The sequence below is a fragment of the Bacillus sp. 11C genome (assembly GCF_055486375.1).
Map to the genome: position 1 here is coordinate 295,447 of NZ_JBUPVZ010000001.1, position 18,384 is coordinate 313,830.

At 48.1% G+C, this 18,384-nt stretch carries 21 protein-coding genes; 7 read left to right on the forward strand and 14 right to left on the reverse strand.

Annotated elements, in window-relative coordinates:
• Positions 1–3 precede the first annotated feature (3 nt).
• The 4 genes from dltC to ACY3LV_RS01505 all read left to right on the forward strand — a co-directional run bounded on the left by dltC (position 4) and on the right by ACY3LV_RS01505 (position 3,498).
• On the forward strand, positions 4–240 hold the full coding sequence (gene dltC, locus ACY3LV_RS01490) for a D-alanine--poly(phosphoribitol) ligase subunit DltC (protein ID WP_003222263.1): 237 nt from the start codon (positions 4–6) through the stop codon (positions 238–240).
• Positions 240–1,418: a D-alanyl-lipoteichoic acid biosynthesis protein DltD gene (gene dltD, locus ACY3LV_RS01495; RefSeq protein WP_148963365.1), complete on the forward strand. Its 1,179-nt coding sequence runs from the start codon at positions 240–242 to the stop codon at positions 1,416–1,418. Before dltC ends, dltD begins: the two co-directional genes overlap by 1 nt.
• An 88-nt stretch (positions 1,419–1,506) precedes the next feature.
• Complete coding sequence (locus tag ACY3LV_RS01500) at positions 1,507–2,265, forward strand: SDR family oxidoreductase (protein ID WP_148963364.1); 759 nt, start codon at positions 1,507–1,509, stop codon at positions 2,263–2,265.
• Between the two features lie 141 nt (positions 2,266–2,406).
• Entirely contained in the window at positions 2,407–3,498 is a 1,092-nt protein-coding gene (locus ACY3LV_RS01505; RefSeq protein ID WP_464863265.1) for a branched-chain amino acid aminotransferase, read from the forward strand.
• Between the two features lie 31 nt (positions 3,499–3,529).
• Here the strand turns inward: ACY3LV_RS01505 and licH are convergent, their stop codons facing one another.
• The 7 genes from licH to ACY3LV_RS01540 all read right to left on the reverse strand — a co-directional run bounded on the left by licH (position 3,530) and on the right by ACY3LV_RS01540 (position 9,880).
• Complete coding sequence (gene licH, locus ACY3LV_RS01510) at positions 3,530–4,858, reverse strand: 6-phospho-beta-glucosidase LicH (protein WP_464863266.1); 1,329 nt, start codon at positions 4,856–4,858, stop codon at positions 3,530–3,532.
• Complete coding sequence (gene licA / locus ACY3LV_RS01515) at positions 4,855–5,187, reverse strand: PTS lichenan transporter subunit IIA (RefSeq protein ID WP_148963361.1); 333 nt, start codon at positions 5,185–5,187, stop codon at positions 4,855–4,857. Before licA ends, licH begins: the two co-directional genes overlap by 4 nt.
• Positions 5,188–5,205: 18 nt before the next feature.
• The gene (gene licC, locus ACY3LV_RS01520; RefSeq protein ID WP_464863267.1) at positions 5,206–6,564 is read right to left on the reverse strand and encodes a PTS lichenan transporter subunit IIC; all 1,359 of its coding nucleotides are present in this window, start codon (positions 6,562–6,564) and stop codon (positions 5,206–5,208) included.
• 15 nt (positions 6,565–6,579) lie between these two features.
• Positions 6,580–6,888 carry a PTS lichenan transporter subunit IIB gene (gene licB / locus ACY3LV_RS01525; RefSeq protein WP_464863268.1) on the reverse strand — a complete coding sequence of 103 codons (309 nt, stop codon included), beginning with the start codon at positions 6,886–6,888 and terminating at the stop codon, positions 6,580–6,582.
• A 128-nt stretch (positions 6,889–7,016) separates the two neighbouring features.
• On the reverse strand, positions 7,017–8,942 hold the full coding sequence (gene licR / locus ACY3LV_RS01530; RefSeq protein ID WP_464863269.1) for a transcriptional regulator LicR: 1,926 nt from the start codon (positions 8,940–8,942) through the stop codon (positions 7,017–7,019).
• Positions 8,943–9,102: 160 nt separating this feature from the next.
• A complete protein-coding gene (locus ACY3LV_RS01535; protein WP_333561753.1) occupies positions 9,103–9,261 on the reverse strand; it encodes a hypothetical protein in 159 nt (52 codons plus the stop codon).
• A 28-nt stretch (positions 9,262–9,289) separates the two neighbouring features.
• The gene (locus ACY3LV_RS01540; RefSeq protein ID WP_333561683.1) at positions 9,290–9,880 is read right to left on the reverse strand and encodes a DNA-3-methyladenine glycosylase; all 591 of its coding nucleotides are present in this window, start codon (positions 9,878–9,880) and stop codon (positions 9,290–9,292) included.
• A 129-nt stretch (positions 9,881–10,009) separates the two neighbouring features.
• On the opposite strand from ACY3LV_RS01540, the gene katX reads away from it, so the two are divergent.
• A complete protein-coding gene (gene katX, locus ACY3LV_RS01545) occupies positions 10,010–11,653 on the forward strand; it encodes a catalase KatX (RefSeq protein WP_333561684.1) in 1,644 nt (547 codons plus the stop codon).
• 98 nt (positions 11,654–11,751) lie between these two features.
• On the forward strand, positions 11,752–12,954 hold the full coding sequence (locus ACY3LV_RS01550; protein WP_464863270.1) for an MFS transporter: 1,203 nt from the start codon (positions 11,752–11,754) through the stop codon (positions 12,952–12,954).
• Here the strand turns inward: ACY3LV_RS01550 and ACY3LV_RS01555 are convergent.
• The 6 genes from ACY3LV_RS01555 to sigY are packed head-to-tail and all read right to left on the reverse strand — an operon-like array spanning position 12,951 to position 15,855.
• On the reverse strand, positions 12,951–13,727 hold the full coding sequence (locus ACY3LV_RS01555; protein ID WP_464863271.1) for an ABC transporter permease: 777 nt from the start codon (positions 13,725–13,727) through the stop codon (positions 12,951–12,953). The two genes, ACY3LV_RS01550 and ACY3LV_RS01555, sit on opposite strands and share 4 nt — an antisense overlap.
• Positions 13,724–14,611, reverse strand: coding sequence for an ABC transporter ATP-binding protein (locus ACY3LV_RS01560; RefSeq protein WP_464863272.1), 888 nt, complete (start codon positions 14,609–14,611; stop codon positions 13,724–13,726). The genes ACY3LV_RS01555 and ACY3LV_RS01560 overlap by 4 nt, the downstream gene beginning before the upstream one ends.
• Positions 14,612–14,617: 6 nt before the next feature.
• Positions 14,618–14,806 (reverse strand): sigma Y negative regulator YxlE, encoded by a 189-nt coding sequence (gene yxlE / locus ACY3LV_RS01565; RefSeq protein WP_333561688.1) that lies wholly within the window; start codon positions 14,804–14,806, stop codon positions 14,618–14,620.
• Positions 14,803–15,009, reverse strand: a complete 207-nt coding sequence (yxlD, locus tag ACY3LV_RS01570) for a sigma Y negative regulator YxlD (protein ID WP_333561689.1) — start codon at positions 15,007–15,009, stop codon at positions 14,803–14,805. The genes yxlE and yxlD overlap by 4 nt, the downstream gene beginning before the upstream one ends.
• A complete protein-coding gene (locus ACY3LV_RS01575) occupies positions 15,009–15,326 on the reverse strand; it encodes a YxlC family protein (protein WP_333561690.1) in 318 nt (105 codons plus the stop codon). The genes yxlD and ACY3LV_RS01575 overlap by 1 nt, the downstream gene beginning before the upstream one ends.
• The gene (gene sigY / locus ACY3LV_RS01580; protein WP_333561691.1) at positions 15,319–15,855 is read right to left on the reverse strand and encodes an RNA polymerase sigma factor SigY; all 537 of its coding nucleotides are present in this window, start codon (positions 15,853–15,855) and stop codon (positions 15,319–15,321) included. Before sigY ends, ACY3LV_RS01575 begins: the two co-directional genes overlap by 8 nt.
• A 215-nt stretch (positions 15,856–16,070) precedes the next feature.
• Between sigY and ACY3LV_RS01585 the strand changes: the two genes are divergently transcribed.
• Entirely contained in the window at positions 16,071–17,444 is a 1,374-nt protein-coding gene (locus ACY3LV_RS01585) for a cytosine permease (RefSeq protein ID WP_333561692.1), read from the forward strand.
• 27 nt (positions 17,445–17,471) lie between these two features.
• Here ACY3LV_RS01585 and ACY3LV_RS01590 read toward each other — a convergent pair whose 3' ends face one another.
• Entirely contained in the window at positions 17,472–18,302 is an 831-nt protein-coding gene (locus ACY3LV_RS01590; protein WP_333561693.1) for an NAD(P)H-hydrate dehydratase, read from the reverse strand.
• Positions 18,303–18,384 lie beyond the last annotated feature (82 nt).

Genomic DNA, 18,384 nt, shown 5'->3' on the forward strand with positions numbered 1-18,384 from the left:
GCTATGGAATTTAAACAAGAGGTATTAGACGTTTTAGCAGAGGTTTGCCAGGATGACATCGTAAAGGAAAATCCTGATATTGAAATTTTTGAAGAAGGTTTGCTTGATTCTTTTGGAACAGTAGAATTGCTGCTTGCGATTGAAAACCGTTTTGATATTTTAGTGCCGATCACTGAGTTTGACCGGGATGTATGGAATACACCTAACAACATTGTAAATCAGCTGTCTGAGTTGAAATAATGAAAAAGCGTTTTTTCGGTCCAATTATTTTGGCGTTTATTCTATTCGCAGGCGCCATCGCAGTTCCATCTTCATGGCTGTCAGGCTTCATCACCGATAAGCGGGTGAAAGAATCAGCAACAGCCTTGAACCCAAGTATGTTTCAAGGGCTTTATTTACAAGACCAGATGCTCAAAGATCCGGCGTACCTTCCGATTTACGGATCTTCTGAGCTTTCCCGGCTGGACGAATTCCATCCATCTAACTATTTTCAGGTGAACAATGAGGGGTTCACGCCATACCTTGTCGGCAAAGGCGGATCACAGTCATTGATTCATTCTTTAAACTTCGCTGCCCATATGGATCAGTTGAAGGGCAAAAAAATCGTATTCATCGTGTCTCCGCAATGGTTTATTAAGCGCGGGTCTGATGAACAGCATTTCGCGCCGAACTATTCCGCGCTGCAAGGGCTTGATTTGGCGTTTAACGAGCAGGTCGACCCCGATGTGAAAAAGAAAATGATGAAACGCATGCTGCGCTTTAAGGCCGTGCAAAACGACGCGATTCTTTCCGAGCTGTACAAAGCAATCGTAAACGGGCAGACGTGGAAAGTGAACGCGCTGAAGCCGGCGGCAAAAGTGTATTACAGCATGCTGGAAAAGAAAGACCTGTATTATTCAGCGACGGAATCATCCGGTCCAAAGCGGCATATCTCACAGTCAGTAAAGGATAAGTCATGGGCTGAATTAAATAAACTCGCAGAACAATCCGGCAAACGCCACTCCGGGTCTAACGATTTTTACATCGACAATCCTGTTTATAAAAAGCTAAAGCCGAAAGTGCCTAAGCTGAAAGGGAAAAACAAAGGAAAATCGTATGCGGTGTCACCGGAATACGGTGATTTCGAGCTGATGCTTGATATCCTGAAGGATGCGGGAGCAGAGCCTATGTTTGTCACCATCCCTGTTAACGGAAAATGGTACGACTACACAGGCTTTCCGAAAAAAGGCCGCACTGACTATTACCAAAAGGTGAATAAACAGATTAAAGCGAAGGGCTTCCAGATTGCTGATTTTTCAGGGCATGAACATGACCCGTACTTCATGAAAGATACCATTCACATCGGCTGGAAAGGCTGGGTGTATGTCGATAAAGCGATTGACGAATTTTATAAAACCGGAAAAGTCACTTCATCCTGAGCATCCCATAAGAAGCGGCTGCATATTTCCTGCTAAGATTTGAAATAGTAAAGGAATCACAGCCAACTGAATTAGAGGTGTTACATCCATGAAGATGACAGGCAATACAGTTTTAATCACAGGCGGTTCCGCGGGCATCGGGCTTGAACTGGCCAAGCGGCTTTTGGAACTCGGCAGTGAAGTCATCATTTGCGGACGCAGCGAAGCGCGTCTCAAGGAAGCGAAACAGCAGCTTCCAAACATCCACACAAAGCAATGTGATGTTGCAGACCGTTCGCAGCGGGAAGCTTTGTTTGAATGGGCTCTAAAGGAATTTCCGGAGCTGAATGTTCTCGTCAACAACGCGGGCATTCAAAAGGAAATCGACTTTGCCAAAGGGACTGAGGAGCTTTTTGTGGACGGAGATGAAATTGAACTTAATTTCCAAGCGCCTGTCCATTTATCAGCCCTTTTCACACCTCATTTGATGAAGCAATCCGAGGCGGCAATTGTTCAGGTCACGTCGGGGCTTGCGTTTAACCCGTTAGCTGTTTATCCAGTGTACTGCGCAACAAAAGCGGCGTTGCACTCGTTCTCGCTTACGCTCAGACACCAGCTCCGCGATACGAGCGTGGAAGTGATTGAAATGGCGCCTCCTATGGTGGACACGGGATTAAACCAAAAGTCACGCGATAAACAAGGCCTGACGTACCGCGGCATTTCAGCTGAAGAATATGTTCAATATTTCTTGGACCGCTTGAAAGAAGGCAAACAAGAGATTACAAATGAACGTGTTGAAGGTCTTCGGAACGCCACTCGCGCCGATTATGACAGGGTGTTCGAACAAATGAACATGCAGGAGAATTAATTTCTCCTGCTTTTTTCTTATGAATTTCTTACAAATTTGAGCAAACCTATTGCGAATATTTGTTGAAGGTATACAATAGAATATAAATTATTTTCAAATAAGTTTGATAATATAAACAATTTAACAGCAGGGAGATTGACCATGACTAAACATACGATTCGCGTTGAATTGACATCAACAAAAAAACCGAAACCAGATCCTAATCAGCTTTCGTTCGGAAGAGTGTTTACAGACCACATGTTTGTAATGGACTATGCGGCGGATAAAGGATGGTACGATCCGAGAATCATTCCTTATCAACCCTTTTCAATGGACCCGGCCGCAATGGTATATCACTACGGCCAAACCGTGTTTGAAGGGTTAAAGGCTTACGTGTCAGAGAATGACCATGTCCTGCTTTTCAGACCGGAAAAAAATATGGAGCGCCTGAATCAATCAAACGACCGACTCTGCATCCCGGAAATCGATGAAGAACAGGTTCTCGAAGGTTTAAAACAGCTTGTCGCAATCGATAAAGACTGGATTCCGAATGCGGAGGGCACGTCCCTTTATATCCGTCCGTTCATCATCGCAACCGAGCCTTTTCTCGGTGTTGCGGCATCTCATACGTATAAACTATTTATCATTCTCTCTCCGGTCGGCTCTTATTATAAAGAAGGCATCAAGCCGGTCAAAATCGCTGTTGAAAATGAATTTGTCCGTGCGGTAAAAGGCGGAACGGGAAATGCCAAAACCGCGGGAAACTACGCTTCAAGCTTAAAAGCGCAGCAGGTAGCCGAAGAGAAAGGATTTTCCCAAGTGCTCTGGCTGGACGGGATTGAGAAGAAATACATCGAAGAAGTCGGCAGCATGAACATCTTCTTCAAAATCAACGGTGAAATCGTAACGCCGATGCTGAACGGAAGCATCCTGGAAGGCATTACGCGCAATTCAGTCATCGCCTTGCTAAAGCATTGGGGCCTTCAAGTTTCTGAACGGAAAATTGCGATCGACGAGGTCATCCAAGCCCATCAAGACGGCACCCTTGAAGAAGCTTTCGGAACCGGTACAGCGGCTGTTATTTCTCCAGTCGGCGAGCTGATCTGGCAGGGTGAAACACTGTCGATTAACAACGGTGAAACAGGAAAAATCGCCAAAAAACTATATGACACGATTACAGGCATTCAAAAAGGCGCTGTCGCAGACGAATTCGGATGGACGACCGAGGTCGCAGCGCTGACTGAAAGCAAGTAAAAAAAATCCGGCCCACTGAAGGCCGGCTTTTCTATGCTTCAATCTTGTTAAAGAACTGCGGCAGATACGCTTTGTGCGCCTCAAGCATTTCGTCTAAAATCTGTTTAGCGACCGTGTCGGACGGAACGAGCGGGTTAATCGCCATGGCGAGGAGCGCTGTTTGGTAGTCGCCTGTGACAGCCGCTTCTGCCGCGACACGTTCAAAGGATTTGATTTGCTGGACGAGGCCCCGGACAGATACCGGCAAGTCGCCGACAGCAATTGGCTGAGGGCCGTTTTTCGTCATCACGCAGTTCACTTCAACCGCGGAATCGTCTGGGATGCTGGCGATCGCACCATTATTGATCGTGTTTACCGGCTGAATATCGTGTTTATCATTGTAAATGGAGCTGATTAAATTACACGCGGCATCGCTGTAGTAAGCGCCGCCCCGTTTTTCCAGCTGCGGCGGTTTGATCGCAAGGTTCGGGTCTTTGTAGAGTTCGAATAGCTCTTTTTCTACCTTCTGCACCACTTCAGCGCGAGTGCCTTCCGTTTGTGATGCTTCCAGTTCGTGCTCCAGCATCTCTTTTGTTTTAAAATAGTACCGGTGGTAGCCGCAAGGGATGATATCGAGCGCTTTTAAAAATTCCGGCTCCCACTCTGCGCCTGAGATGTTTTTCATCGTCATCGCGTTTTTCGGATCACCCATTGCTTCGATGACTTGATCCTTCACACTGACGCCGTCCAAGAAGACATCCAGCCCGAACACCATATGATTCAATCCGGCGAATTGGACTTCTACGCGGTCCACATCTACATCAAGCGCTTCGGCAACACCCATTTTAATGCCGATAGGAACATTACAAAGACCGACGACTTTCTTCAGGTTGGAGTAACGAAGCAAGGCTTCTGTCACCATGCCGGCAGGGTTTGTGAAGTTAACAAGCCATGCGTTCGGGCAGAGCTCTTCTATGTCCTTTGCGATCTCAAGGATGACCGGAATCGTGCGCAATCCTTTAAACAGGCCTCCCGGGCCGTTCGTTTCCTGGCCGATGACGCCGTATTTTAATGGGATGCGCTCATCCTTGGCTCTTGCCTGCAGAAGTCCGACGCGGAATTGAGTCGTGACAAAGTCTGCGTCTTTCAGCGCTTTTCTTCGGTCGAGCGTAAGATGAATGTCAATCGGGACACCGGCTTTTTCAACCATCCGTTTGGCGAGCGTGCCGACAATATTGAGTTTTTCTTCGCCCTCAGGGATATCGACGAGCCATAATTCACGAACAGGCAGCTCATCATACCGTTTAATCAATCCCTCCACGAGCTCTGGCGTGTAGCTTGAACCTCCGCCAATCGTTACAATCTTTAATCCTTTTGTCATATGCTTGCTCCCCTTTGCTCGGTGATTTTTTCATATAACTCAATGATCTCCGCCGCCAGGTCCTTCACTGTCATCGCATTCATTAAATGATCCTGTGCATGAACCATCAGAAGCGTCATTTCCGTTTTTTCTCCGCCCGCTTCATTTTGAATCAGCTCTGTCTGATAGTGATGGGCTTTTGACAATTCTTCTGCGGCATCTTGAAGCTTGTTCCGCGCTTCTTCTGCGTCACCGCTTTTCGCAGCGGCAATGGCCTCCATTGCGGAGCTCCTTCCGTTTCCTCCGTGAAGGATGATTTGAAAAATGATTTGCTCCATTTTCTCATTCACGCGATTCACTTCCTTTCTCTACAGAGCCGCTTCTTTGTCATCTGATGTTGCAGGCGTTTGGGCCAGCTCCAGATCGTTTTCTTCTTTCAGCTTCTGTTTATCCCACATTCTGAAAAACGGATAGTAGACAACAAAGGATACGGCGAGATTAATGGCTTGCATGACCGCACCTGAGACTTTTCCCCCTGTCGCCAAATAGCCTGAAAAGATTGGCGGCATGGTCCACGGCACTGCGATCCCCGCCGGTTTGGCGACAAGCCCGGTGCTCATTCCGATGTATGTGAGTGTCACTGTGACAAGCGGCGTGATGATAAACGGAAGTAAAAGCATCGGGTTCATGACGATCGGCATACCGAAAATAATCGGTTCGTTAATGTTGAAAATGGCCGGTCCGATCGCAAGCTTTCCGAGCTGCTTCATTTGTTTGCTTCGGGCGCGCAGGAACATCGTGACAACCAGCGCCAAAGTTGCGCCGCTTCCTCCGATATTAATCCAGATATCAAAAAATTGCTGGGTGAAAATCTTAGGCAGCTCCTCACCGGCTTGGAAGGCAATCCTATTGGCATCCATGGCGCCGTACCAAATCGGTGCCATGACGCCGCCGACAATGTTTGCTCCATGAAGACCGCAGGCCCATAAAAGCATTTTGACGGCTTCAGCGACAAGGCTGCCTCCGAGACTTCCGCCAAGAATAGAAAGCGGCGTCCCCAATAAAACGCTTACAATATTATGAAGGCTTTCAAACGGTGTCGCTTCAACAATCAGCCGGGCTGCCCAAATCAGAAAGATGACGGCAAAGCCGGGAATTAACGCGACAAATGACTTGCTGACCGCCGGGGGAACACCGTCCGGCATTTTGAAGACCAAATTGCGCTGGATAATGAGGCGGTAAATCTCAGTTGATACCATCGCGATAATCATGGCGACAAACAGACCTTTGCTTCCCATGAGTGTTAGCGGAATTCCGCCGCCGACCATGATTTCTTTCGTCGAACCATCAGGCGTAAACGGCACTTGATACGGTGTTGCTAACAAAAATGCCGCAAGGGAAATGGCTCCGGCCGACAAGGCATCCACACCATATTTCTCGGCGAGCCGGTAGGCGATGCCGAACGCGGCGACAAGACCCATAATTTCAAAGGTGGCGTCGACTGGGTAGGCCAGTTTATCAGACCAGGAGCTGCCAAACGTTTTTGCCATAAACTCAGCGTAGCCAGGAATCGGGAGGTTGCCGATGATGAGGAAAAAGGAACCGATGATAATCAGCGGCATTGTGAGAATGATACCATCACGCAGCGCCTGCAAATGACGCTGGCCCGCAATTCTTCCCGCTATAGGCATGACCTTTTCTTCTAAGATCTGATTGACTTTATTCACATAGCCCGCCCCTCTCTATGACACATGTCCAAGCTGTTCAGCCGATTTCAGCACTTCCGCCCCGTTGCACGTGCCATAATGGACGGTATTAATGACGTCTACCGGAACCCCCTCTGCCTCTCCTAATTTTTTCAGCTGCGGAAGCATATAACGGACTTGCGGGCCGAGAAGCAATACATCCGCTTTATCAATATGTTGTTGTACAGAATCCCCTGAAACTGCCCAAATGGTATAGTCTTTTCCTTGTTCCTGCGCACTTTTTTCCATCTTGCTCACCAGTAAGCTGGTAGACATGCCTGCTGCACAAACGAGTAATATATTCATGTAAAAGACCTCCTAGAGTTTGATCAATTTTGTCATGTCCTGCTGTTGATATCATCATATTATGAAATCGCTTTCATAAACACTCAAGGTTTTTCCGCAGGAAACGGAAAAAAGGTATATACAGGCTGTCAGCTCAACATTTTTTGGTCAAACACTTCCGAAAGCTCTTGATACGAACGGCATTTGATCAGCTGGTTTACCGCCGACGGGTCATCCAACATGCTGCCGAGCAATTTGTACATGCTTTGCAAATCCGCTTTGTTCTCCTTTTCAACACAAAGCAGACAAACAAATTGAACACGCTGATTCTCCCAATCTATCGGTTTTTTCAGCGTACAAACGACCCAAAACGTTGTTTTCGTCTGCGGAACGAGCGGGTGCGGGATGGCAACAAGATTGCCAAAGCACGTTGGCGACATGGCTTCTCGTTCAAAAATGGAAGCGATGAGTTCATCATCTGCATAGCCGCAATCAACCGCTTTCCGCCCTAAAAATTGAATCACTTCTTCTTTTGAGCGCAGATCCTTCTGGAAGAAAACGAGGTCTTTTTTCAGGTAGCGGACCGCTTTTTCTTTTTCATCCCTTAGAATGGATTCTATTTTTGTAAAGTCGGTTCCGCCCAAGAGTGTGTTGACCTTCAGCACTGGTACAGGCAGCTCTTTTTTGATCGGGATGGTGCTGATGACAAAATCAATGGATTCATAGGATATCTGGTCAAGACTGTAATACTCAGCAGTTCCCAGAATATCGAGCCGCTTGCCGAAATGGGAACGGAGTTTTTCACGCAGAAGCTGGGCGCTCCCGGCACCTGATGCGCACACAATGATACAGCGTTTCGGCGGGCTTTCTGTTTTTTTTCGTTCAATCGCGGCGCCAAAGTGGAGGGCCAGATAACCCATTTCGTTTTCATGAATGTCAATACCCGTTTCTTCCTTTATCACCATTCCCGCAATGATTCCGGCTTCAAAAGCGAGAGGATAATGTTCCTTGATCGCTGCCAGCATCGGATTTCGCAGGTTCATGCCGTATCGATTGCGGCTGATCGCCGGCTTCACATGCAGCGCCAAGCCAATTTTCAGCTCTTTGTCATGCAGAATGCCGAGCTTCAGTTCACGATCAACGGCCTTGATCATAGCAAAAGTCAGCTGATCGGTTTCTTCGTCTATTGAAAATGTGTCTTCCCCGCATTGGGATTGTGTCATTCGTTTTGTGCCGAGGAGATGCATGGCGATATAGGCCGCCTCGTCTTTCGGAAATGTAACGGCGAGAGCTGATTCCAGCTCTTTTACGATGGCTTTTGCAGCCTGATATTCTTTTTGATGCAGGATATGATCCATATCTTCCGGGAAAAGAGAGACATAGTTTTCCGTTCTGATTCGTTTACAAGCGATGGCGATATGGATGATGAGGTTATTCAGTCCCAAGTTAGAGAGGGGAATGCGGTCGTTTTTCATTTTTTTCAGGATGGCGGAACGGATGATCTCAATTTCTTCCTTCGGCAAAATATTAGTCTTTTCATTCAGAACATCAATCTCCGTTTCTCTTTCATCGACAATGTACTCAGCCATACAATATCTCATCTGCACCTCGTCCCCGCGCAGCTTGAAGCCATAATTCGGTCGTGTTTCCATGACGATGCGGTAAGGCAGCAGCCGTTTCTTTACTTCTTTTAAATCCGTTTGCAGCGTAGATTTTGAGATAAATAGTTCTTCAGCCAATTCATCGAGCTTGAGGTAATGCTCCGCCAGCAGCAGCCGGTTCATAAGATAAACCATTCTCTCCTCCGGCAACACCGGCAGGCCCTTTTTTTGCTGAAATACATCTTGCAGCAGCGTTCTGAATGTCTGCTCATCATGAATGCTGAGTTTGTAACCGGAGCCTCTTACCGATTGGACCAAGGCGCCATGGCCGTTCAGCACACCTTGCAGTTCCTTTATATCATTGCGGACCGTCCGCGTCGTTACGTTTAATTGCGCGGCAAAAAACGAGCTAGTCACCGGGGCTTCAGCCGCCATCAGCAAGCGCAGAATATCACGAAGTCGCCCATGAAGCATGAGAAAAACCTCCTATCAAGTAGATGCAGGGATAAAGTCAATAGGCAGAAAGGATGGTGAAGGAATGAAATGTATATAAATTCTATAATGGAGAGAATGGCAAGTCAATGAACATCGGGAGGACAAGAGGAAAAACGGACCCATAAAAAAACAGCCGGGTTCAGCCGGCTGTTCGGGATGAAGACGTGTTCTTTTGTTTTGATGCCTTCCGATCCTTCATGATTTTTCGTACAATCGGGTAAATGAGCGGCGCCCATTTGATAACGGTTTTGATCATCTTTTTCACAGCTCCGATTCTCCCTTCTTTTTTCTCAACCATTCCCCTGATTGTCTTTTGCATAAACATGCTAACGCGACACGTACCTATTTCCCTTCACCCAGAAACGCCACGGATAATCGCGTGCCTCTCCGCTGTTGTCAATGCCGATGCGCGGGCCGGTTGAGATTTCTTCCGGTGTGTACCCGCTTTCAATGTAAAGGGGCTGTTCCGTAATCCAGCGTCCGTAGTCATTCATCGTGACGCCAAGCGCTTTCGTCAGCTTTCCAGGTCCGTTTGTCCATTCCCTCGGACGCCGGCCCGGCCTTCTCTCCTCCATTAACAGCTGCCCTTCATGGGGCTCAATCGCCCTGATTAGTACCGCTTGCGGGACATCCTCTTCTGCGGCAACGACATTCAGCAATGTATGGGTGTGCATGACGTATGTATACACCCGCCCAGCTTCCGCAAACATAATCTCAGTCCGCTTCGTCCGGCGGTTGTTAAAGCTGTGGGCCGCTCTGTCTCCAACTCCCATATAAGCCTCTGTTTCCACAATATAGCCTGACGCAGTGCCTTCGTCTGTCTCTTTAACCAGAAGGCAGCCGAGAAGCGCCGGGGCAAGCTCAAGGGCGGTTTTTTGATAAAACGTGATGGGCAGCGGATGTCTTTCTCTCGTCACGAATCGACCTCTCCTTTTACCGATTTTTTTTACATTGTACCATTCCCCAACCTGATGAAGAAAAACGGCTGTTTTAAAATCTTTCCATTCAGGGCATATTGTTATCGTTCAAAAAAGGAGGGTTAACCAATGAAAGATGAGCACCAAAACAAGCATCACGAAACAAATGCCCAAAGCAGCGAGGATACGCTTTCTCATAAGACATCCGGGAAAAACGAATCAGAGGATACTTTGACGAACAGGCAGGGGCACCCTGTCACTGACAACCAAAATGTGAGAACGGTCGGGAACAGAGGGCCTACAACACTTGAGAACTACGATTTTCTCGAAAAAATCAGCCACTTTGACCGTGAACGCATCCCGGAGCGGGTTGTCCACGCCAGAGGAGCGGGTGCACACGGGTATTTTGAAGCGTATGGAAGCTTTGGAGACGAACCGATTTCAAAGTACACCCGGGCCAAGCTCTTTCAGGATAAAGGCAAAATAACGCCGGCATTTGTCCGTTTTTCTACGGTGAATCATGGTAAACACTCACCCGAAACATTGAGAGACCCGCGCGGTTTTGCCGTGAAGCTTTATACCGAAGACGGAAACTGGGATTTGGTCGGGAACAACCTGAAAATCTTTTTTATCCGCGACCCGCTGAAATTTCCGGATCTTGTGCACGCATTTCAGCCTGATCCAGTGACCAACATCCAAGATGGTGAACGTATTTTCGACTTCATTTCCCAGTCTCCTGAAGCGACACATATGATCACCTTCTTGTTTTCGCCTTGGGGCATTCCGGCCAACTACCGGCACATGCAGGGTTCGGGCGTACACGCCTATAAATGGGTGAATGAGGAGGGCAAGGCCGTTCTCGTGAAATATCATTTCGAACCGAAGCAGGGCATCCGCAACCTGACACAGAAGGAAGCGGAAGAGATTCAAGGGAAAAACTTTAACCATGCAACACAGGATTTATATGAAGCGATTGAAAATGGCGATTATCCGGAATGGGAAGTGTATGCCCAAATTATGAGCGATAATGAGCATCCTGAACTGGACTTTGATCCGCTCGATCCGACAAAGCTTTGGTATAAAGATGATTTCCCATGGAAACCGATCGGTAAACTGGTACTTAACAAAAACCCGGAAAACTACCATGCGGAAGTGGAACAAGCTTCATTCGGAACAGGAGTGCTTGTTGACGGGCTTGATTTTTCAGATGATAAATTGCTGCAAGGGCGGACGTTTTCCTACTCTGATACACAGCGCTACCGTGTAGGCGCAAATTACCTGCAGCTTCCGATCAACTCGCCGAATAAGCATGTCGCCACGAACCAGGAAGGCGGGCAAATGCAATATCGGGTCGATCGAGCAGAAGGCCAAAACCCGCACGTCAACTATGAGCCATCGATTATGGGCGGGCTGAAGGAAGCGACGCAGGATGGCAAAGATCATACGCCGCATGTCGAAGGTGATGTAAAGCGTGAAGCGATCGACAGAACGAACAACTTCGGCCAGGCTGGAGAAACGTACCGGAGATTTTCAGAATTTGAACGGAACGAATTGATCACGAATTTGGTTAATACACTTTCTACATGCCGAAAAGAAATTCAGGATCAAATGATAGAGAATTTCACAAAAGCTGATCCCGACTACGGAAAACGCGTGGCAGAAGGGCTGAAAAAAGCCTCCGAAAACAACAGCAACGGACCGATCGGCACAACAGAGACTGAACAGGCTGCAATGCAGGCTGAACAGGAAAGTCATCCGTCTGACCCGTATTAAAACATCGAACAGGGCTTTTGGAAGTCCTGTTTTTTATTTTTCTATTGAAACGCTTTCAGCATTTGTGTTGTACTGGAAGAAAAAGGTGGAGAGAAAAGATGGAATTACAGCCGAACATGATGACTCAGAAAAAAACAATCGGCGCTTTAGATCACGCCGTTTTCTTATGCATGGTATTTTGTTTTTGGTTTTCAGGCTATATTTATGTGCCTGTATTCAGTCTGTATTTGGAGGATCTGGACTTTTCATACGGCGCCATCGGCATCATTCTCGGCAGCTACGGGGTGACGCAAATTCTTCTTCGATTTCCGCTCGGCTTGCTGTCAGACATCCTGTTTTCTATGCGCAAACAATTGTTAATTGGCGGGTTTGGGTTTTCCATCCTCAGCAGCCTGCTTTTTCTGATGTTTGATTCTTTCTTCTTCGTGCTGGCCGCCCGGCTGTTGGCAGGGATCACTGCCTCTATGTGGGTCATGGCGACCATTTTATACGCGCATTATTTCAACAATGGCAATGCCTCAAAAGCAATGGGCATCATGCAGTTTTTCACCGTCATGCCTCAGTTTGTCAGCATTGTGTTCTGCGGGCTTGCGGCAGCCCGCTTAGGCAGGCAGGTTCCGTTTTGGATGGCGCTCGTTGCCTCGGCCGCCGGTCTGGTGATTTGCTGCTTTATTAAAGACCCGTCGGCTTCTCCCGCGAATCGCGACACAATCGGTGTGCCGCAATACATCAAAGACACATTGCGGCTGCCGAAGCTCAAGCTTTTCACCATCCTGTCTATGACCGCCCACGCGGTGTTATTTATGACAGTGTTTGGTTTTACACCGCTTTACATTCATCAGCTCGGCATGGGCGACGCGGAGCTGCTTTGGGTGATGAGCGCCTTTTTCCTCCCTCACGCAGCCGCCACATTAAGCGTTGTGTTTCTGCGCATGACAAGCCGAATCGCTTACTCCGTGCTGCTCTCCAGTTTTGCTGTGATCGGAGCCTGTCTGCTATTCGTTCCGTTTTCAGCTACATTGTTCACGGTTTGCATCACACACGCCTGCATCGGGCTGGCGCTCGGTTTCGTATTTCCTCTGCTGCTCAGCCGGGTCGTCGATATCAGTTCATTCCGTTTAAAAATGTCGGCCATGGGATTCTATCAATCGTTTTATGCATTGGGCATCTTCCTTGGACCCCTTCTCGCCGGAAAAATCGCACAGCTTTTCGGGCTTTCGGGGGTTTTTTATGGAGCCGGGGCGCTGGCATTTGCCGCCTTTCTTGTCATGCTCATGCAAAAGCGCAGCATGGCCAATTAATAGCTTTCATATCGCTGAAAGCGCCACACAGAAAACGTGGCCAGAAGCACGATGGACAAAATAGAGAATGTGAGCGACCATCCGAAAAAATCCGCCCGCTCTCCATGAAGAAGGATATGCTCCGCCTGCTTGCAAAGCGCAGCCGGAAGCCATTTCGCACCATCAGGAAATAGCGAAACAGCAAAGGAAACGGCTGCCGTCAGCCCAATTCCGGAAGCCGCGGCTGCTCCGAGAGACCGAAACATCGTGCTTCCGGCAAGACCTGCAGTCACAATAAACATGATCCAAAGAGCGTAAAGGCCAAGGCTTCCGGCAAAGCGGCTGAAGGATGTGTCCTCAAACAGCAGCCGGACGTAATAATAAGCAAGCCCGTATCCAGCGGCAAACGACGCGATTCCGATCACGCTTTGGGTCAGCCATTTGCTCACGATAAAATGGGCTGCCGTCACAGGCCGCGACATGATCAGCGACGTTACACCTTGATTTCTTTCATTCGCCACGCTGCCCATCACGCTGAAGATGACCAGAGCCATGCCAAGCGTGTTGAATTGAGAAAGCGTGCTGACCATCACTTCAGACCCGGAAGGCATCGTAAAACTGATTTTCATGCCGTCCGGAAGGTTTCCTCCGTGTTCAATGATTTCCGGCATATAATAAATGGTCAGCGGCTGTGTCAGCCCGACGATCATCATCGCGATCGGCAGCCAGATCAGCTTGCCGCTTTTCCACCCATCGAGCCATTCTTTTTGAAATAGAGTCATCATGACCTTCATGCGTGCACCACCTTTAGATAGACGTCTTCAAGAGACTCCGTTTTCTGTTCGAAATGGGTAACGGTCAATCCCGTTCGGATACAATCACTCAGCAATGTCCGGCCAGCGTGTATACCAGGCAGCTCGAAAACAGCTTGTGACGGGTTCATATAGGCAATACCTGCTACGTAAGGCTTCTCTTCAAGCCAGCCCCTCAGCTCCTCTTTCACTGTAAGGGTGAAAACGTTCGTTTGATGCTGGTTCTTAAGCTGCTGTAATTCGCCTTTCCATGAAACCTCCCCGTTTTTCATGATCACCACCTGATCACACACCTGCTCCGCATCGTGCAACACGTGTGTGGAAAACAGAACAGCCATATGCTTCTTCAGCTCCCGCATCATATCGAGCACCTCGAACCGCCCGGACGGATCAAGAGCGGACACCGGTTCATCCAAAATCAACAGCTTCGGTTTATGGAGCAGCGCCTGTGCCAGACCGAGTCTTTGCTTCATGCCGCCTGAATAGCCGCCGATTCTTTTGTGTGCCGCTTCCTGCAAGCCGACAAATTCAAGCATCCCGCCGATTTCCTCTTGGCACTTTTTCTTTGAAAGCCCTGACAGTCTCCCGGCAAATGTTAAAAATTCGTTTGCGGTCATCCACGAATAAAAGGCAGGATACTGCGGAAGGTACCCGATCAAACGACGATCCGGCTTTTTCTCCCCTAACAGCTTGATGGTTCCAGAGGTTGGCGAAAGCAGTCCGGCCAGCATGTGCAGCGTTGTGGTTTTACCGGCTCCATTAGGGCCTAATAGTGCCACACACTCGTTTTCATTGACGTGAAAACTGACATTCTTTACAGCTTGATGGTGCCGATACGACTTTGATAATGACTCGATAGACAGCATGCCTGCTCACCTTTGCTTTCTGCCGACGGTAAAAAATAAAATCGGCCCAATAATATTGATACACACAATGACCGCTGCCCACATCCACTTTGGGCCGTTTGTCCGCTCTTCCTTTATACAGGTGATGAGAGCGAATACCGCCAGCACAAGCTGCAATACAATCAGCGGCAAAATCATTTCCCAAGAAATATTCATGAGCTAATCCTCCTTTTTTTTCGATCCGGCCTAATCACAAAAAAGTAATAGCAAATGAGAGGAGTCGGTGCTTGAATCAGCCCGACAACTCCCCACACCCATGCCAGACGATCCCGTTTTTTCGCATCAATGAATAAAAAGATTCCCTGTGCCAGTAGGATGAGACAAGCAGCCACCGCTACGATCATTTCTGTTTGGGACATCAGCGCTTCACCTCACGTTCGCCGAGGTATCGTTTTTTCTCAGCCGCAATCAAAATCGGCAGGACGGCCAGCGCACAGACCTGAAGCACAACAAAAACAGCGGGAACTTGATTAAATGCCAGCATCGCCGCGCTTACCATCGCCAACGCACAGAACACAAATAACATCACTTCTTTCAGCAGGCTTTTTCTTCGTTCGGCTTTCATTTGTGCCAATTGATCAAGCAACTCTTTTTGACTCGGTATATTCGGGGCGTCGCATTGGTCGATTTTCTGCAATTCCGTTTTTAAATGAACAGATCGCTTTTTTTTATTCATCAGTCCACTCCTTTCTGATTTGCTGGAGCCCTTTATGAACTCTGGACTTAACCGTGCCTTCTTTGATTTGCAGCATCAGCCCGATTTCGGCGTAGGTATAGCCGTAGTAATGCCTTAATAAAACTGGCGTGCGCAGTTTAGGGTCCAGCTTTGAAAACAGATCAAGCGTTTCGCTCCATTCTGCCCCTTTCACTGACACGTCCCACTTGATCTTGCGGATTGCTTCCTCCGTAACCGCCTGATTCCGTTTCCATTCTCTCTTTCTCTTTTTCTGGTGATCGAGATAGAGCCTCGAAGCAATAGAAATCAGCCACGTGGAGAATTTGGAACGGCCTTGGAAGCTTCTTAAATGAATGTATCCTTTCAGAAAGGTTTCCTGAACGAGTTCCTCGCTGAGATCAGGGTGAAGGGAAAGCTTTAATAAGTATTTGTATAGAAAAGAATAATAGTGCTGAAAAAGGGTGGTAAATGCCTCGTCGCTTCCCTCTTTCGCCTGCTGAATCAATTGCTGTTCTTCATTTTTATCCAATGGCTGCGATCCCCCCTTTTTTGTTTTTCTGTCTTATGAGACGACACCGGATTTCAGAGCGTTCAACTTTTTTTACAATTCTTTTGATCTATTGACTTCACTGGTTTCTCATCGGCTTTCGTCAACATCTAAATTTGTAAAGCGAAGTACAGTCTGTTAAGCTATGTTTTTATGTCTATTTCAAATAAATTTCATTATATATGGAGGACGATGCATTGAAAGTAGAAAGGCGAACGATTGAACATATTCCGAATGAAGAAAGACATGGTAAAGCAAAAGATTTATTCCCCGTATGGTTTGGGGCTAATATGCATATCACCACGTTAGTGACCGGTACTCTTCCCGTGGCAATGGGACTTAATCTGTTTTGGAGTGTTGCCGCTATTATTTGCGGAACCTTAATCGGTGCCATATTTATGGCGTCTCATTCCGCGCAAGGCCCTCAGCTTGGCATCCCGCAAATGATTCAAAGCCGTGCCCAATTCGGCGTAATCGGAGCGATTCTTCCCCTCTTCTTAGTTATGTTTATCTACCTTGGTTTCTTCGCAAGCAGCACGATTCTGGCGGCCGGAACCTTAAGCAGCTTTGTTCCCATTCCGGGATCATGGAGTATTATAGGCTTAAGCGCCGTATGTTTTTTACTCACTATTTTCGGCCATGATTTGATTCACAAAATGCAAAAAATCCTTTCTTGGACCTCTTTTGCTGTATTTTTTGCTGCAACGATTCTTATTTTTCAATTGCCGATTCCGGCAGGCAGCTGGATTCCCGGGGCGGTTGATCTGCCTGTTTTCTTGGTTGCGGTCAGCGCAGTTGCGACGTGGCAGCTTGCATACGCGCCGTATGTTGCCGATTATTCACGATATCTGCCAGTTAAAACACCGGCTTCTCAAACATTTTGGTACAGCTATGCAGGGACATCTGTCAGCTCGATCTGGATGATGCTGCTCGGCGCTTTGCTGACGACGGCACTTCCTGACTTTACGGCAAACTCAGGCAGCCAGATTGTCCAATTGTTCGGCCCCTTCTCGTTCATTATGCTGATCATTGTGTTATTCGGGCAAATGGCGATCAATGTCTTTAACCTGTATGGTGCTTTCATGTCCACGACAACAACGCTTGAGCCGTTTTTGAAGTTAAAAGTCACGCCCAAAGTCAGAATCATCATGATCCTCGGCGTCACGCTTGTCGGCACAGTCTTAAGCCTTCTCGGACAGAGCAATTTTATGGAGCTGTTTTTGAATTTTATCTTTTTCATCAGTTATTTCTTAATCCCGTGGACGGCAATTAATTTAGTCGATTACTACTTCGTCCGCCATGGAAACTATCAAGTCAAAGCCATGTTTGATGTGAACGGGCCGTATGGAAAGGTCAATTGGATCACCACGATTGCGTTCGTTCTGTCCATCTTGCTGGAAATCCCATTTATCAATACATCCTTTTACATCGGACCGCTGGCCAAAATGTTTGGCGGCGGAGACATCGCATGGATTGTCGGCTTGGCCGTGCCTTCTATTCTTTATTATGTATTGATGAAACCGCGTCTGAAAAAACAAGCGGGTTATCAAGAAAAGCTGTCTTCCTTGTGAAGACAGCTTTTTATTTTGTTGCTATTCTTATTCAAACCGTTTCCACACGCGAGGCAGCACGTCAGAAAGCTCGTGAGCGAGCAGCGTATGGGCTGAGTGCTCGTCCGTCCAGAGCTCGGCGCACGCACCGTGCAGATAGACCGCGTTTAATATCGCATGTTTCGGGTCTTCATGGCAGCAGAGCATGCCCAATATCATGCCTGTCAGCGTGTCACCGGTTCCGCCCTTGGCGAGCGCCCCGTTTCCAGTTGGATTGCACCAGCAGTCGCCATCGGGGAACGCAATAATGGTTTGATTTCCTTTTAACACAATGACAGCCTGCAGCTGAGCCGCCCATTCCTTTGCATATTCCGCTCTTTTGTTTTGCAGCTCTTTCACAGGAACACCTGTCATACGGGAAAACTCGCCCGGGTGCGGCGTGAGGATGACAGGCGCCTTCCGTTTCGGATATGTGCGCTTTGCCAGCGCTCCGGCATCCAAAATAACAGGGCAATCCGCCGCAAGCACATGATCAACTGCCTGCTGTACGCTTTCGGTTTGCGGAAGCCCCGGTCCGATAGCAATGGCGCGGTACGCCTCTTTAAGCTGAGCGTGCGCCGCTTTTTGCCAGCCGTCACGCCAATAGGTCGCCTCGGGCAGAACAGAAACGGTCAGCGGGATCACGCTTTCAGACGTGCCGATAACAAGCTTCCCTAGTCCGCTCCGCATGGCCCCAATCCCCGCCAGAAGCGCTGCGCCTGGCATGTCGTCGCTTCCCGCCAGAAGCAATGCGGTACCGTACGTGCCTTTATGGCTCTCCGCATCTCTTTCAGGAAGCGAGGCCCTCACATGCTCCTCCGTCCAAATTGGAATATTCATCTCTATCCCTCCTCTGCTTTCTCTTCCTATTTTTCCTGTACCTTTTCTATTTCAAACAAAAAAAGACAGCCTTTGGGGCGGT